At 42.1% G+C, this 16,381-nt stretch carries 10 protein-coding genes and 1 pseudogene; 7 read left to right on the forward strand and 4 right to left on the reverse strand.

The window, feature by feature from the left end; translation table 11 throughout:
* Nucleotides 1-88 precede the first annotated feature (88 nt).
* The 3 genes and pseudogenes from L4D76_RS13650 to L4D76_RS13660 form a co-directional block, all read right to left on the reverse strand.
* A complete protein-coding gene (locus L4D76_RS13650) occupies nt 89-709 on the reverse strand; it encodes a hypothetical protein (RefSeq protein ID WP_428441442.1) in 621 nt (206 codons plus the stop codon).
* The gene (locus tag L4D76_RS13655; protein WP_428441443.1) at nt 706-1,734 is read right to left on the reverse strand and encodes a hypothetical protein; all 1,029 of its coding nucleotides are present in this window, start codon (nt 1,732-1,734) and stop codon (nt 706-708) included. The genes L4D76_RS13650 and L4D76_RS13655 overlap by 4 nt, the downstream gene beginning before the upstream one ends.
* Nucleotides 1,735-1,914: 180 nt before the next feature.
* Nucleotides 1,915-2,004 (reverse strand): annotated as a pseudogene (locus L4D76_RS13660) (integrase); the annotation flags it as partial.
* Between the two features lie 109 nt (nt 2,005-2,113).
* On the opposite strand from L4D76_RS13660, the gene L4D76_RS13665 reads away from it, so the two are divergent.
* From L4D76_RS13665 to L4D76_RS13690, 6 genes are all read left to right on the forward strand, one after another.
* Nucleotides 2,114-3,817 carry a type I restriction-modification system subunit M gene (locus L4D76_RS13665; RefSeq protein WP_428441444.1) on the forward strand — a complete coding sequence of 568 codons (1,704 nt, stop codon included), beginning with the start codon at nt 2,114-2,116 and terminating at the stop codon, nt 3,815-3,817.
* On the forward strand, nt 3,807-5,162 hold the full coding sequence (locus L4D76_RS13670) for a restriction endonuclease subunit S (protein ID WP_428441445.1): 1,356 nt from the start codon (nt 3,807-3,809) through the stop codon (nt 5,160-5,162). The genes L4D76_RS13665 and L4D76_RS13670 overlap by 11 nt, the downstream gene beginning before the upstream one ends.
* A complete protein-coding gene (locus L4D76_RS13675) occupies nt 5,159-7,906 on the forward strand; it encodes an NERD domain-containing protein (protein WP_428441446.1) in 2,748 nt (915 codons plus the stop codon). The genes L4D76_RS13670 and L4D76_RS13675 overlap by 4 nt, the downstream gene beginning before the upstream one ends.
* Nucleotides 7,896-9,323, forward strand: a complete 1,428-nt coding sequence (locus tag L4D76_RS13680; protein ID WP_428441447.1) for a DUF7017 domain-containing protein — start codon at nt 7,896-7,898, stop codon at nt 9,321-9,323. The genes L4D76_RS13675 and L4D76_RS13680 overlap by 11 nt, the downstream gene beginning before the upstream one ends.
* A gap of 63 nt (nt 9,324-9,386) precedes the next feature.
* Nucleotides 9,387-10,535: a DUF4268 domain-containing protein gene (locus L4D76_RS13685; RefSeq protein ID WP_428441448.1), complete on the forward strand. Its 1,149-nt coding sequence runs from the start codon at nt 9,387-9,389 to the stop codon at nt 10,533-10,535.
* A complete protein-coding gene (locus tag L4D76_RS13690; RefSeq protein ID WP_428441449.1) occupies nt 10,532-13,756 on the forward strand; it encodes a type I restriction endonuclease subunit R in 3,225 nt (1,074 codons plus the stop codon). Before L4D76_RS13685 ends, L4D76_RS13690 begins: the two co-directional genes overlap by 4 nt.
* Before the next feature lie 37 nt (nt 13,757-13,793).
* Here L4D76_RS13690 and L4D76_RS13695 read toward each other — a convergent pair whose 3' ends face one another.
* Nucleotides 13,794-15,020 carry a ParB N-terminal domain-containing protein gene (locus L4D76_RS13695; RefSeq protein WP_428441450.1) on the reverse strand — a complete coding sequence of 409 codons (1,227 nt, stop codon included), beginning with the start codon at nt 15,018-15,020 and terminating at the stop codon, nt 13,794-13,796.
* A 144-nt stretch (nt 15,021-15,164) separates the two neighbouring features.
* Between L4D76_RS13695 and L4D76_RS13700 the strand changes: the two genes are divergently transcribed.
* On the forward strand, nt 15,165-16,379 hold the full coding sequence (locus tag L4D76_RS13700; protein WP_428441451.1) for a hypothetical protein: 1,215 nt from the start codon (nt 15,165-15,167) through the stop codon (nt 16,377-16,379).
* Nucleotides 16,380-16,381: the final 2 nt, after the last annotated feature.

The following is a 16,381-nucleotide window of genomic DNA, read 5'->3' on the forward strand; positions in this document are numbered from 1 at the left end:
CTCGGGTTCCTCGGGAGTTCACAGAGGAATTTGGCTCAACCCTTTAGAGCCTATCTCACTCAGGGACAAAAGCGATTTAGACACCTCATCAATTAACATTCTTTTCCTTATGCTCCCATCGAAGCATGTTCATGACAATCATGTAGATATTGAATATGAAGGACTTGAGCTGAAGCAATAGGTGAACAAAGCTGCTACCAATCACCACATAGCTTACCTTGATTAGGACTATCTTCACGCATAATGAGTTAGGGATGAGTTCAATCGCATTACTTAAGAATCCACCTTTCTGACCTAGCAACATTGCCAAAACATACACAACAGCAAAGAAAATGTATGAAATGAATACTTTGATGAAAACAAAAAAATTGTACTTCAAAGTCGGAAGGTTATATTCCCTTTTGGAGTGATCCATCATCGCTAACATCATGTCTGGCTTTGTCAATGTAGCGAATATAGTGAACCCTGCAATCAAGAAGCCTAATGTCGTGATTGCAAAATTGAATCCAAACGAAGCCCATCCCCTCACGTCACTTAAGAGAGTGGCGGTATTTGTTTCTAATACAAAAGCATTGATACCCAAGCAAATCGCCACTGTCAGTACAATGGCGATTTGTAGCTTACTTGGGAAAATGATGAATGCCTTCTTATAAATATCCCAGAGAGACTTCTCTTCTGTTAGCTCATTGGGATTAAATTTGTATCTCATTTAAATCGCCTAAATAGTGTTTTCACAGTAGCTATCGCTGCATCAGCTACTGCTGGCATGGTTATAGCTCCTGAACCAGCAAGACCATTAAATAGTTTAAACTGGGTTGCCGCTGCCTTTGTAACATCTCGTGATAACTCGTCTAACTCGATACTCAAGCTGAAATTGTCGTTGTTACCCTTGAGTGAGTCACCATGCTCATCTGTACCCTTGATATCAACTGATGAATTTCCAAGAGCCGTTGCCGTTGTAGTCTTACCAAGTACCTGTGCGTTATCTAATCCAGTTTTATTGCTTGTAAACTCAACCTTGGCTGTTGAGTCTTCCCCCATATCTTCTCGACCTTGATCTAGCACAGCCCAGAAATCATCATTGTCGATCTCTTCACGGTTAGTCGGGAGCAGTTTGATGCTCAGCTTGTTGATAGTCTTGAATCGACCAATGAAGTCATCTAGCGATTCTTTATCAGGTAGCGGAGTAATACGAAGGAACGGCGAAGGAGTATCCTCTTTCAATTTCTTTTTGGTTACTCGATCAAGATCAGGGTTTTCCTTCTTCGCGTCATCAGCTTCATCATATTCCTTGTTGATGAAATCTTTGTATGCCTGACTCAAGCAATACTGGCTTGTGCTTTGGAAGTTCTGGATTGTTGGTGCGCCAGCAACCTCACGAGTTAAGATTAGTCGATGGCTGTTAAGAATGAGAAGGAACGTTGAACTTGGTGCTGATTCCATTTCATCTTTATCATCAACGAGTTCACCTTCCTTGAAGATCTGATCACGTTTGAGTTTAGTGTTCTTAACTATTCGACCTGTGATGCCTAAGACTGGTTCTTCAGCGTTATCATCAAGGACAATTAGCTCGGTATCTAAGAAGAAATATTCGCTGCTGTCACCAAGCTTACGAACATATTTCATCTCCAGTAATGACGGCATAACTATCTCGTCAAACATATCGAGAAGAACCTTCTTCTCACCAAATTTTAGTGTGTAGTTACCAAACTCAAGACGCTTCACAAATGACATTGTTGCTCTTCCATTTCAATAATCAAAACTGACGCAACTATATCATATCCAATAGAAATTTAGCTTGATGTGAGTAGAAGGCAGACTGAATAAGTCAGCAACTTGCGTAAAATTCGATCGCTAACGTAAGACTATAGAGGATTGGTTAACCTTCACGACGAGAGCTTAGTAATGGATAGCAAGTTCTAACCGAATTCGAATGCGCCAAATATCCTCAAGTTTGAATGCCTTTTCCTGCCCAACTCGTTTTCCTTTATTCCATGCTTCCATAATGTGCTCCTCACTTCATAAAAATCACTATTAAGTAAGGCATAAATCAACGACAACGCAGCATCGAATGGTATGATTGACGAAATATTTTCGATCAAGAAAACCTCCAATGAATCAAACAGAACAACAGTTTTTGAAAGAGCTTGAAGGCAAGCTTTGGAATGCCGCAGACAAACTGCGTTCAACTCTCGATGCGTCACAATATAAACACGCCGTGCTTGGCCTTATCTTCGTTAAATACGTTTCAGATGCATTCAAATTACGCCAAGACGAAATCAAAGCAGACCTTGCTAACCCAGAACACGAATACTACCTAGATCCGGCTGATTTCAGCGAAGAAGATCTTCTAGAAGAAATTAAAATTGAGCTTGAGCAACGTGACTTCTACACAGAGAAAAACGTGTTCTGGCTACCGATTGAGTCACGCTGGCAGTTTTTACAAGACAATGGCCCATTAGTCATCGGCGGTGCTGAATTAGACGTCGACGGTAAGGCTAAGAAAATTACCTCAGTAGGTCACTTGATTGATAACGCTCTTGAGGGCATTGAGCGTGATAACCCGAAACTGAAAGGTGTTCTGAACAAGTCATACTCATCGTTAAAGATTGACCAAGCTAAGTTAAACGAGCTAATCAACCTGATTGCCACCATTCCGTTCGACCATGCTTCATTAAACAGTAAAGACATCCTTGGTCACGTATATGAATACATGCTTGGTCAATTCGCGCTTGCTGAAGGTAAGAAAGGTGGTCAGTTCTATACGCCAGCATCAATCGTAACGCTTATCGTAGAGATGATTGAACCATTTGAAGGCCGTGTGTATGACCCTGCCATGGGGTCTGGTGGTTTCTTTGTTCAGTCAGAGAAATTCATCGAGCGTCATGCAAACGAGAAGAAGGTTGATGCACTTACGCAGAAGCAGAAGATTTCCATCTACGGTCAGGAATACAACCACACTACGTGGCAGCTAGCAGCGATGAACATGGCGATCCGTGGTTTGGATTACGATTTCGGTAAAGAGCCTGCGAGCACCTACACCAATGTTCAGCATCCGGACCTTCGTGCCGACTTCATCATGGCAAACCCGCCATTCAACATGAAAGAGTGGAATACAGGTGTTGATGATAACGATCCTCGTTTTAAATACGGTCAACCGCCAGCGGGTAACGCAAACTTTGCGTGGATGCAGCACATGCTTCATCACTTAGCTCCTGAAGGCTCTCAGGCGCTGTTATTAGCTAACGGCTCTATGAGTTCAACCACCAATAACGAAGGCACCATTCGTCAGGCGTTAATCGAGAATGACTTGATTGAATGTATGGTGGCGCTTCCGGGCCAGCTTTTTACAAACACACAGATCCCAGCTTGTATTTGGTTCTTAGGCAAGAACAAGAACCCTCGTGTAGATAAGGCTGGACGTAAACTTCGTGGACGCAAGGGGGAAGTGCTGTTTATTGATGCACGTAACCTTGGCTATATGAAAGACCGCGTATTGCGTGATTTCAGTTTTGATGACATCAAGAAAGTTGCCGACCTATTCCATGCTTGGAAAACAGGTGAAGAAGTTCATGGTGCCGCCTATGAAGACCAAGCTGGCTTCTGTAAATCAGCAACGCTAGAAGAAATCACCAAGCATGATTTTGTGTTAACTCCGGGACGTTATGTTGGTGCCGCTGAAGAAGAAGATGATGGTGTGCCTTTCGCCGAGAAGATGGCAACGCTAACCAACAAGCTAAGTGAACAGTTTGCTGAATCGGCAACCTTAGAAGCAGAGATTAAGAAGAATCTGGCGGGGTTAGGTTATGAGTTGTAGTATTCGAACCTCTTGGGAACATGCAGGCGGCAAAGTACCTGAACACTGGAGCTTTACTACTATCGAAAAACTACTAGAAACGCCAAAATCCGTTTCGGTAGGTGTAATGTATCCCGGCAAAGATACACTTGGCGGTGTACCGCTAATAAAAGTATCTGATGTAAAAAGTGGAGAATTATTAGGAAAACCAGACTTTTGTATCAGTCCTGAAGTTGATGAAGAGTACAAACGTACCCGGTTGAATGGAACAGAACTGCTGATTACTTTAGTTGGTAATCCGGGTGATTGTGTCTTAGTTACGGATGATATGAAAGGCTGGAATGCTGCGCGTGCATTAGCTGTTGTAAGATTAAGAGAACCTGAATTGTGCGAGTGGTTGCGGTATGTTTTGCTGAGTAAGCCTGCAAAGCACTTAATAGACGCACGTTTGAATACGACTGTGCAAAAGACTCTTAATTTAAAAGATGTCAAAGAGCTTCCAATTCCAATACCACCTCTTGTAGAAAGAGAGCAGATAACTAAAACCATTCGTGACATTGAAAAACGGGTTAATCTCAACACCCAAACCAACCAAACCCTCGAAGAAATGGCACAAGCCATCTTTAAGTCATGGTTTGTCGACTTTGATCCTGTTAAAGAAAAAATGCGTGGTGAGCATCCAGAAGGAATGGATGTAGCGACTGCCTCGCTTTTCCCTGAAAAGCTAGTTGAGTCTGAGTTGGGTTTGATTCCTGAAGGATGGGAAGTGAGTACTTTGTCTTCCTTAATAAAGCTTACTGGCGGAGGTACTCCGAAGCGTTCTGAAGATACATATTGGAATGGTGACATACCATGGTTCTCCGTGAAGGACGTTCCATCAGGTAGTGATGTCTTTGTTGTTGATACAGATGAAAAAATCACTGAGATTGGGCTGAATAAATCATCTACTAAGCTTTTACCGAAAGGAACAACAATCATTACTGCTCGCGGTACAGTTGGCAAGTTAGCGCTTGTTGGCACTGATATGTGCATGAACCAATCTTGCTATGGTATTAGAGGTAACGCAGTTGGTGATTTCTACAACTACTTTAATTTAAAACAAGCCGTTAGCACTCTTCAACAAAACACTCATGGTGCGGTATTTGACACAATTACCACAAAGACATTCGACACTTATTCTATGGCATTCAGTGGTGCAGAGCTTGCTAACAAATTTGACACATTGGTAGCCCCTCTTCTTCAAAAGATTGAAGCCAATGTGCGCCAAAATATTGAGCTTGCGACACTGCGTGACACCCTGCTTCCTAAATTGCTTTCCGGCGAAATCGAGTTAGGTTGCTCAGAGGCATTAGAGGTAGAAGAATGAGTTTCTATGCGTACCGTTCTGCTCCCTTTGAGCATACTCATGAAAACAAAGCATTCAATGCATTGCATGATTTGTTGCAAGGGCAATGGGAAGAGCGAGATGAACCTCTTCACTTATTGGGTAACTTTTTTATCGATGGACGAGAGGTCGATGCTTTAGTCATTAAGCGTAATGCCATTATCGTTATTGATTTTAAAGATTACAGCGGTGAGGTTACATTTTCTGAAAATGGTCGTTGGTCGGCTGACGGAGTATTGGTGAAAGGTGGAAATAACACAAATCCATACCAACAAATTCGCAGCAATAAGTTCAATTTACTTAACTACCTACAAGATCATGTTGAGTTTCAGTCTCGGCCAGAATTAGGGCACATTGCAGGGCTATGTCTGTTTCATCAAGATATTCTTTTTGATGAAACTCAGTTACCTAAATCGGTTAGCCGTTGGTTCCATGTTACGGACATGAACCATGTGGTGAGAACGATTGATGCCATAGTAAGTAATGCTATTGAGTTACCTCAGTCTGATATTGCCAGATTTATTTCTCAAGTTGATGTGCCGCTTTTTAACCCAGATGGCATCGGGCACGTTATTAATACTATTAACACGCAAAATGAAGCTAAAAACTTAGAGCCTCAAGTTAGTTTAACTGCTAGCCAAAAGCATGCTTTCGACAGTGCTCAAGCATGGTTAGTTGAAGATGAAAATTCGGTATTATCAATCGCTGGCTCTGAAAACAGTGGTAAGAAAACCGTACTAAAGCAGATCTGCGCATTACTACTCGCTAATGGAAAAAGCCCAATTTTTTTAAGCCCGAATGCTCGCATTGCTAATAAATATAAGGCGTTGGGATTTTCTGATGTTCAGTCGATCTATTCGTGGCTATACACCAGCCGCCCGAGCAAATTAGAGAAAGATAAGGCTTGTTACGATGTATCTTTGATCTTACCTGATGTATCTAGAGAAGTTTTAGTATTTGTTGACGCACACCTGCTGGGTGATGATAAGTTTGAAACTGAAACCACTCGCTACGGAACAGGGTATCTCTTGCAAGATATGCTTGGCAGACTGACCGCGAATGGGGAACAAATTCCAAAGATGTTGCTAGTTGGTGACCCTTATCAACTGACGCGAGGGCGGATTCAAAGAAGTTTATTATCTGGAGAGGTTTTCAAGGAAAAGAAAATTGAGTTTTCTACAAGTCTGCTCAATGAACAAGTGAGTTTAGGTGAGCTTTCTGAGTTTCAACTTCCGCTGATCTCTGCATTATCTAATAAGACATTCTCTCGCCTTCCTGAAGTAAATGGGCTACAAGTTTCAAAAATAATCGCAGGTCAAAGTACAGATGAAATTGGTCGTTCTTTAGTTGAGTGGCCTAAGCGTTCAGTCTTCTTATGTGCCAAAAATCTTGATGCTTATAAGGTTAATCGAGGTATTCGTAGGAAGTATCTTCATGCTAAAGATATGTCAAAACTGGTTATCGGTGATATCGTCGACATACAAAATCGGACTTCTGAAACAAACGATAATTTTGAAGACGTCACATGGGTTAATGCTGGCTCATTTGGTCAGGTAGTGGCTGTTGATTCATATATTGAGCCCAAAACGATTCTGCTAAAAGGTCGAAAAGCGGGTACGGTACTTCATTTTGCTAAAGCAACTATCAACTTTGAGGGCGTGGGTGCCGTTAATGTTCGATATATACCTGAATATTTGTCTGCTGAGACGCCAGAACTAACGCCTGACCAACTTATTGCTCTAAACATTTGGGCACGTGAAGAAGCGACAGAAAAACTTAAAAATCAGAAGCAAATGTTGGACTTGGCAAAAAAAAGTTTATCTGAAGCTGAGTACCAGTCGAAGAAAAAAGAGTACCAATCCCAACTGGATCATTTGATTATTAGTAGCTCGTATTTTAATGCAGCTCGTTTAAGATTTGCTTATGCACTAACAGTTCACCGCGCACAAGGTTATGTGGGGTGGAGGCAGGTATATGCTGATGCTTCTTGTTGCCATGATAATGCAAACTATTCGACAGATAGCTATTTTCGTTGGTTGTATACCGCGACTTGCTGCTCAACGGCTCAAATAGGCTTATTAAAGTATCCAACACTGAACCCTATTTCGACCGCAAGTTGGAATTTAATACCTAAAAAAATGAGTCCAATTACAGTTAAGCAACGCTTATTTGTGGATTGTGATAACTTGCTACAAAGTGATATTCCGGCTGGATTTGATATTTCTAACGAGTTGTATTCAAAAATATACCTGACAATGAGTCGGCTTGTTAATGGCAGTGCATGGTACATCAAAGATGTAATTCAAGGGCGCCCATATCAACAGGTATATGACCTAGCTAGCACTGACGGCTCTTCTGCCTCAATACAGTTTAGTTACAACAAGAAAAGCGAAGTTACAGTTCAATCTGTAAAAGTAAATTCAACAACGACAGATAGTCACGAAATATCTTCTGTTATCATGACGCCACCGAGCTATAAACATGAATTAGTGGAAGCAGGCACAGATGAGCTTGTTAATTATCTGGATAAGTTAGGTTGGAAAGCTATCTGCATTGAAGAGAAGTCAGAATATAAAGCGTTTGTAACTGCTACTAAGAATAACACTTATATTAAGCTGGATCTAAATATCGATGGGAAAGGACTTGTATCAAGTATTAAGGTTGAACAAGTAGACAGTGAAGTCGTTTTAAATCAATTTAAAGAGGACTTCAATAATGATGACTGAACAACCTTTCCGTACTGTAACTAATTTGCGTAAATCAGGGAATCTTCAAGAGGCATGGAATGTTGGCTTTGCTGCTCTAGAGCAATCACCACAAGATGCTTATCTTAAGGGGGCCTTGTTTTGGGTGTGCTATGAATATCTCAAACAGCAACAAGAAAGAATAGCGAAGAGAGCGGCTTCATCTAATAACTATCGGCCGAGCGATTTCGAGTTTGAGCAAATTGAACGCTTGTTGCAGACAGTGATGAATCTAGATATTCCAACGGGAAAGTTGGAATATAAGATGTTGTTGGTACAGTTTAAGAAGAACTTAGAGTGGTTCCCAACGTTGATCCACTGTGTCTTGCGGCATCAAGTTGCTTTATTTGATAATGAAGATAAACAACCTTTCCAAGCAGAGAAAGGTGAAGTACCAAGCTTAATGTTGTCGACGGTTCGACAGGTGGCTAGCGCATGGCTACGAGCACGTGAAAATTGGCAACTGGATTTTAATCAAGTGATGGAACTTGTTAACACAACACGACAGCAAGTTTCTGATACTAAACATCTTATCTGGTTAGACTACGATCATGCAAAATGCCTAGTTGTTGCTGGGCAATATGATCAAGCTCGTTCATTGATTCTCCCAATCCTTCGAAAAAAGCAGTCGGAATCTTGGGCTTGGGGGGCGTTGGCTGCAACTTACCAAAAACAAGACAAAGAATTGGCTATCAAATTTTTTGCTAAGGGCATTAGCTCTGCCCATGAGATTACTTTCAGCCTAAGGCTGTTGCAGGGAATTATTCCTTTACTGCTCAGCAAGCAACAACAAGCTGAAGCATCAATGTGTCTGAAGAAAGCATTAGCTGTTTATCAGGTAAATGGATGGAAAATCAAGCAAGAGCTTGAGCAATTATCACAGCAGCATTGGTATGACGGAGGAGTTGATGAGAGTCTATTAGATTCTTATTTAAAATCTATATCCCGTGATGCTTTGGATTATTTACATGGTCCTACCCAGAAGATGATTGCGATTGTTGAAAATATCCATAAATCGGGTAAGGGGTTCCACGCATTTGTAAATAAGTCCATGTCTCTGTCTGTTCGTATGGGTATACATAAGAGTAATGATAAGCCGAGTGTCGGAGATTATGTTGAGTTATCAGTTTCCTCTAATGACGGTGAACAAACTGTTATAGGGTCAGCTCCTTGTGCAAAATCTGAGGTTCCAGATGTTTCATTTATTGAAGGCACTCTAAGAATAGCCCCCAAAGGTTTTGGTTTTGTGGAAGATACTTTTGTACCACCGTTTGTTATCGGTGACATTGCAACAGAATCACATGTTTCAGTCCAGCGAGTTATGTCATGGGATAAAACTAAGTCTCGTCATAGTTGGAAAGCTATTCAATTAACTTTGGTGAATACAGATGAATTGTAAATTACTTTCTGACGAAATCGTGTTAGCAGAAACACAACAATAAAAAAAAGAGGGCATTAGGACGTGTTCAAAATTGATACCGAATCTAACCGTATTTCTCGTATTGAGACTAAGCGATTTTGTGATCTTGGCTTTCGTGAACGTGATCATCTGCAAGAGTGGTTGGCGAATCAACCGGATGCTCTTGGTGAAGAGTTACTGATCATTCAAAAAGAATTTGATGGCTTTGATAATACGCGTGAACGTCTGGATCTATTAGCGTTAGATAAAGACGGTAACCTAGTCGTTATCGAAAATAAGCTTGATGACACTGGGCGCGACGTCATGTGGCAAGCGTTAAAATATGCGTCCTATTGCTCTAATTTGACCAAATCACAGATTATCGATATTTACCAAACGTATTTGGGACGATATTGCGATGGCGGTGATGCTAAGAGTTTGTTGTGCGACTTCTTAGAAGTGCCAGATTTGGAAGAAATAGTCCTGAACTCAGGCACTAATCAGCGTTTGATGTTAGTTGCTGCCAACTTTCGCAAGGAAGTAACCAGTACAGCTCTATGGTTACTGAATCATGGTATTCAAGTTCAGTGTTTTAAAGTCACCCCTTACGCAATGGGAGCCGATTTATTTCTCAATATTGAGCAAATCATCCCGACTCCAGAAGCGAAAGAGTTGATGATAGGTATGAATGCCAAAGAAGCGGATGAAAAGAATACTGAAGTTGAACTAAAAAATAGGCACAAAATACGTACTGCTTTTTGGGAAAAAGCTCTTGAGGCAATGAAAAGTAGTCAGTGTGACCTGTTTAATAATATAAACCCGAGTAAAGATCATTGGTTAAGTGCAGGCTCCGGGGTTCGCTCTTGCCCGTACACACTAATTTTTGGGGTGAGAGAGGTTCGAGTTCAAGTAGAGATGACACGAACTGGTAGTTCGGAGAATAAGTTTATATTTGACTCGTTATATACACAGAAAGATAACATTGAGAATGCCTTTGGCGAGGAGCTTCAATGGTTGCGTTTGGATACAAAGAAGGCGTCTCGTATTCAGTATAAAAAAGAGTTTGAAGGTTATAACAAAGATAACTGGTTCGAGATGATTCAATGGTTAGTCAAGCATATGACAAACTTAGAGCAAGCATTCAAACAACCATTGCTGCGAGTAAATAGTGAGCTTAAAAAGGCAAAGTTTGAAAATGAGGAAGAGGTATGATTACGGAAGACCAATTAGAACAACAATGCCTTGGTTGGTTTACCGAGCAAGGTTACCTCTATAAGGATGGTTATGATATTGCACCAGATGGTGATTCGCCAGAGCGTGAAGACTATCATCAGGTCGTGTTAAAGCAGCGCTTGCTCAGTCAACTGAAAATTATTAACCCAGAACTGCCATATGATGCGTTAGTCGACGTAGTCAATACGGTGTGTTCACCTGACACCCCGATACTTATCAAAAACAACCGAGCCTTCCATAAGTTCGTGATTGAAGGTGTCCCTGTTGAATACACCATGGTAGAAGATGGGGAGTCAAAAACGAAGCATACCCATGCGCAGTTAATGGATTTCACCACGCCTGATAACAACGAATTTTTGGTAGTGAATCAATTCACCATCACGGGCAACAAAGGTAATCGTCGCCCAGATGTAGTGGTATTCATCAATGGCTTGCCTATTTCAGTCATTGAACTTAAAAACCCTGCCGATGAACACGCAGACATCTGGAATGCCTACAACCAGCTTCAAACCTATAAAGATGAAATATCCGACCTGTTTGTCTTTAATGAAGCACTTATCGTCAGTGATGGTTGGACGGCACGTGTTGGTTCATTAACGGCAAGCAAAGAACGATTTCTTCCTTGGAAAACCGTATCGACAGAAAATGATAAACCCTTATTGGAGTTTCAGCTTGAAACCATGGTTCGTGGCTTTTTCAAGCAAGAGCTATTGCTTGATTACATTCGCTATTTCGTGTTGTTTGAAACTGATAGCGACAAGATCATAAAGAAAATTGCAGGCTACCATCAGTTCCATGCAGTGCGAGCTGCGGTAGAAGCTACCGTTCGCGCATCAAATACATCAGGTAATTTTCTAGAAACGACGATCCCGGCACTTGATAAGATCAAGCAAGGTAGCGGCAAAGCAGGGGTAGTTTGGCATACCCAAGGTAGTGGTAAAAGTATATCTATGGTTTGTTACGCAAGTAAGCTCTTGCAGCAAGCCTCAATGAATAACCCTACTATTGTGGTGGTAACAGACCGAAATGATTTGGACGGTCAGCTCTATAATACCTTCGGCATGGCGCAAGAGACCTTAAAGCAGATCCCACAACAAGCGGATGATCGCGATGCCTTACGTGAACTGCTATTAAATCGTCAATCCGGCGGTATCATCTTTACGACGATTCAAAAATTCGCTTTGTTAGACGAAGAAACTGAACACCCAAGATTATCGGAACGAAGCAATATCGTCGTCGTATCCGATGAAGCTCACCGTAGCCAATACGGCAATAAGTCGAAGATGGTCGAGGTAAAGAACAAGAATGGCGCGGTAACGGGTCACAAGTTCGTTTTCGGCTACTCTAAGTATATGCGTGACGCTTTACCTAACGCCTCGTTTATCGGCTTTACAGGTACGCCTATCGCTATGGATGACAAAGATACTCGTGGTGTCTTTGGTGAATACGTATCTATCTATGACATTCAAGATGCTGTCAACGATGGTGCAACCGTTCCTATTTATTATGAATCACGCCTTGCCAAACTCGATATCAACCAAGATGAGATTGAGTCACTCAATGATAAAGTTGAAGAAGAGATTGGTGAAGATGAAGAAACTGCCGATCGTGAAAAGGTCAAATCTCAGTGGGCAACCTTAGAGAAGCTCGTTGGCGCAGAGCCTCGTATCGAGCAAGTTGCTAAAGATCTCGTTGATCACTTTACTACCCGCACAAGTACGTTTCCGGGAAAGGCCATGGTGGTGGCAATGAGCCGAGAGATCTGTGTTGACTTGTACAATGCAATCGTTGTAATTAAACCGGAGTGGCATCACCCTGATACCGATAAAGGTGCGATCAAAATTGTGATGACTGGCTCAGCTTCTGACAAAGAGAAGATGCAGCCACATATCCATGATAAGAAAACCAAGAAGCTATTCGAGAAACGCTATAAAGATACCGAAGACGAACTGCAACTAGTCATCGTTCGTGACATGTGGCTGACAGGGTTTGATGCGCCATGCTGTCATACCATGTATGTCGACAAGCCAATGAAAGGCCATAACCTGATGCAGGCCATTGCTCGCGTTAACCGTGTATTCAAAGATAAACCGGGCGGTCTGGTTGTTGATTATATCGGTATTGCCAACGAGCTTAAGAATGCGCTGAAAACTTATACCAATAGTCAAGGTAAAGGCCAGCCAACAGTTGATACCGCTGAAGCTTTTGCTGTGTTAATGGAGAAGGTTGACATCATTCGTAGCATGTTTGCTACACCTGTGGATGGTGAGATTTTCAACTATCGACCAGAGTTCGAAACAGAAGCACTGCGTTTACTTCCCGGAGCCGTAAACCACTTATCGGGTTTAGTTACTCCGCAAAGTAACGGTAAAGAGCAACGTGACGGTAAACGACGTTTTCTTGATGTGATGGCAGCATTAACTAAAGCCTATTCACTTTGTAACACCATGGATGAAACACAAGGCTATAAGAACGAAATAGCGTTCTACTCTGCAATTAAAATAGCGTTTATTAAGCATTCCACAGTAGATAAAAAACGTACTGATGAAGAGCGTAATACAGCTCTGAAGCAAATCCTTGATAATGCCGTAATTGCTAATGGTGTTGATGATATCTTCAATATGGTTGGCTTGGATAAGCCAAATATCGGCTTATTATCGGAAGAATTCTTGGAAGACGTTCGTAACATGAAAGAGAAGAACCTTGCCGTTGAGCTTTTAGAAAAGCTTCTGCGTGATGAGGTGAAAGCTCGTATGAAAAACGATGTGGTTCAGGAGAAGAAGTATTCAGAACGTATCCTGTCGACCCTTCAGAAATACCATAACCGTAGCATTGAGACGGCACAGGTTATTGAAGAGCTAATTCAATGGGCGAAGGAGATGCAAGAAGATGCCGAACTTCTCGATAAACTGAACCTTTCGGTGGATGAAATAGCATTCTATCGAGCTTTGGTTGAGAACGAATCTTCAGTGCGTGAACTTGGTGACGATAGCCTGCGTAACCTTGCCATTGAGTTAACTCATCAGCTCCGAAAATCTGCGACTGTTGATTGGCAGAAACGTGAAAGCGTTCGTGCTCGAATGCGTAATCTTGTACGCCGATTACTGCGCCGTTGGAAGTACCCGCCGGATGCAGCAGAAGAAGCGATTAAATTAGTGCTTGAGCAAGCTGAAGTGCTGGCAGATGGGTGGTATGCGTAATAAGGAATGGCAAGGCTATGCGCCTTACCATTATTATCTATGCCTTTATAACTTGAGCGTTACTCTGCTTAAGAAGCCGTTTTGGTATCGGGCCTTTTGGAATGCATGGAACTGTAAATGGCTCGTTGATATTCCCAGCCGCAGGCGTTGGGATATTGTTGCCTTCAGCATCTTTTTTGTAACGAGCGACTCGGCGTACAGCAACTTTGTTCCCTGCGACAGGGATACCGAGGTGAATATTCCAGCCTTTGAAAATAGCTGACAGTTTGCAAAGCAGAGAGTAAGACGATGATTCATGTATCAATGATTGTAGATGATTTCGCACTTGATACTCGACATCATCCTCAGATTCCAGCCCTAACGAGGAGATGACTCGCGTTAAATAGGTTTCTGGGGAAGTAGGCAATTCGTTAAATTTGCAATCAATTAGTTTCTGTTTAATCAGATAATGGGAAAAAGCATAAATGGCCTCGGAAGCTTGGCTTTCTAGTTTGTGTCTTTTTACGACCTTTGCAACAAAATCCACTGAAAGTGCCAGTTCGTTGTGCTCTTCTACGTAAGCCAAGATCTCTGCTGGTTGGAAAGAGGTGCCTTGAGTGCCACGAAAAGCAAATGGGTTTTTCGTCATATCAAATGCCTTTGCAAGCATCGCTACGCGAGAAAGGACTTGTGCGCTGACCTTTACCCCCGACATCTCTAAGACTTGTGCTCTTGAACGTATATTTCCAACATCGATATGAGCAAATGACAAATCGTCGGTAACTCCGTACGTTATTGGAGCAATAAATCCGACTCCAGCCTCGCACGCGGCCTCAAGACGGTGATGCCCATTTAGGATCTCGCCGTCATCAGAGATGATGATCGGTTCGCCTGTAAGGCACCATTGACCTTTCTTCATTGCTTCAGCGTACTTGTTCACTTTTGTTCGGCTCAGCCTACGGTTTTTGTTCTTTTTGTTAACCGCACCACGTCGAGAGAATTGAAGCATATCTCTTGCTAGTTTTGGACTAATATAAAGGTCAATATGTTTCAGGCTGGTCTTTACAGCTTTCACTCCAGCATAATACTTTGATTTTTCTTTGAAAATTTCATAAAGCTGCTGTGATGAAAGAGTTTCTGTGGAGGCTTCCAGCATCTTTTTTGAGCTTGCTAGATAGCTAGTGCTTTCCGCCTCATCAAAGTGACCAACTAGGCTATCAACGATTGAGTTTTCTAGCGCTTCGTTTGTTATCTCGTTCTGATTGTTGATTTCTCTGCTTGACATGCGTAGTCACCCCTCTGTATTTCCGCTTGCGATTCGATACATGCGTCGAATGTTTGTTGGTGCGCGTGATTGACCCGAAACGCGTGTCGGGTCAATTCATTTTTTTAGTTTAGACTGCATTTGAGAAAATGCTGGAAATAAATATTGAAAACTTCAGAACGAACTTTAAGCGGCATGCTGTTTTCGGCTAAGGATCGCACGCATAAAACCTTGGTTGTTTCACTACCTATAAATGAACTAGTTGGCTACTTTTCTGTGGATAATCTGATACCCGAATTGAAGTGGGCGTTTGATTCTGCGGTGAACTCAAAAAACATAGAAAGGGTAAGTGCTATTCAAGCCGATATTGAAAAAACGGTGATCAGTAATGTTGCTGGAGCGCCACTGTCGCTTACGTTTGCCGTTGTTGGTCAACCCGACCTGAGTAGTGCCACGCGACAGCTCCCGTTGTTAACCTATGATGCTTCAGATACGTATATTGTCGGGAGTGTGCTGACATTGGTTGCTGTTTGCAAAATGTTGGGACTTAAGACTTTGCTATTCAGTTCAAGGCTAAGTATCAAAGAAGCAAATCGCAAAAGTGAGTTGCGACAGCGTTTATCAATGGAAGAGATAGAAGTCAGGATAGTCTTTGATGATGAGCGAGGATTAAGCCCTGAGCACGTAGTTGATTTGTTTAAAAAAAGCAGCCTTTATGATGCAGCTCTTCACCTGCCGCATATCAAGGAAGGTCAAAATGTGCTTCCTGAAGATGTTTTTCCACTAAAGCCTTTCATTGAACAACTTCGACGAGAGACAAACCTCGATTCTTACGGAGGGGTTTCCGTTGAGTCGAAGCATGTAAAAGTCTCAGAACCGTATATAACTACACAGTATATTCTGTTTAAGATGGTTGTTGGAGCCGTTGCGGGAGTAGGTACTCAGGCATATAGCAAAATGTCAAAGGACGTCAAGCTGGCTGACGGAGCAAGTGTTGCTTCAGTTCTTTCTGATGGTTATTTGGATTACATCTCTGTGATGCTAAGGGCTTGGCTAGCGCCATTGGAGCATAGATTCGTTCACAATCGTTCTGGATATCATTTATCTCCGCAGGTTTGGCTGGCGCTTGGACTGGTCATACATCAGTTGGTTAAAGACGGAGCCTCAGTTGAAATGTTGGCGGAGGCTGGAAAAACATTAGGAGAGCTTGATTATCGCAAGAGCGCTTCGCATTGGAGAAATTGTCAGGTAATGGAGCTGGATGCCAAAGGACGAGTTTACAAGAACGCTGCAAACTCGACTCGCCAGTTTCGCATTGGTCTTGCAGATTACTTTCTTCAACTTGTTGGCAATAAAGCAAATAACAAAGGGGTTAACTAATG

The organism is Photobacterium sagamiensis, from assembly GCF_050337085.1.
GTDB classification, from domain to species: domain Bacteria; phylum Pseudomonadota; class Gammaproteobacteria; order Enterobacterales; family Vibrionaceae; genus Photobacterium; species Photobacterium sagamiensis.

Excerpts from the sequence above, each read along its gene's own strand:
- L4D76_RS13650 (WP_428441442.1), bottom strand. The coding sequence starts at position 709 with ATGAGATACAAATTTAATCCCAATGAGCTAACAGAAGAGAAGTCTCTC.
- L4D76_RS13655 (WP_428441443.1), bottom strand. The coding sequence starts at position 1,734 with ATGTCATTTGTGAAGCGTCTTGAGTTTGGTAACTACACACTAAAATTT.
- L4D76_RS13665 (WP_428441444.1), top strand. The coding sequence starts at position 2,114 with ATGAATCAAACAGAACAACAGTTTTTGAAAGAGCTTGAAGGCAAGCTT.
- L4D76_RS13670 (WP_428441445.1), top strand. The coding sequence starts at position 3,807 with ATGAGTTGTAGTATTCGAACCTCTTGGGAACATGCAGGCGGCAAAGTA.
- L4D76_RS13675 (WP_428441446.1), top strand. The coding sequence starts at position 5,159 with ATGAGTTTCTATGCGTACCGTTCTGCTCCCTTTGAGCATACTCATGAA.
- L4D76_RS13680 (WP_428441447.1), top strand. The coding sequence starts at position 7,896 with ATGATGACTGAACAACCTTTCCGTACTGTAACTAATTTGCGTAAATCA.
- L4D76_RS13690 (WP_428441449.1), top strand. The coding sequence starts at position 10,532 with ATGATTACGGAAGACCAATTAGAACAACAATGCCTTGGTTGGTTTACC.
- L4D76_RS13695 (WP_428441450.1), bottom strand. The coding sequence starts at position 15,020 with ATGTCAAGCAGAGAAATCAACAATCAGAACGAGATAACAAACGAAGCG.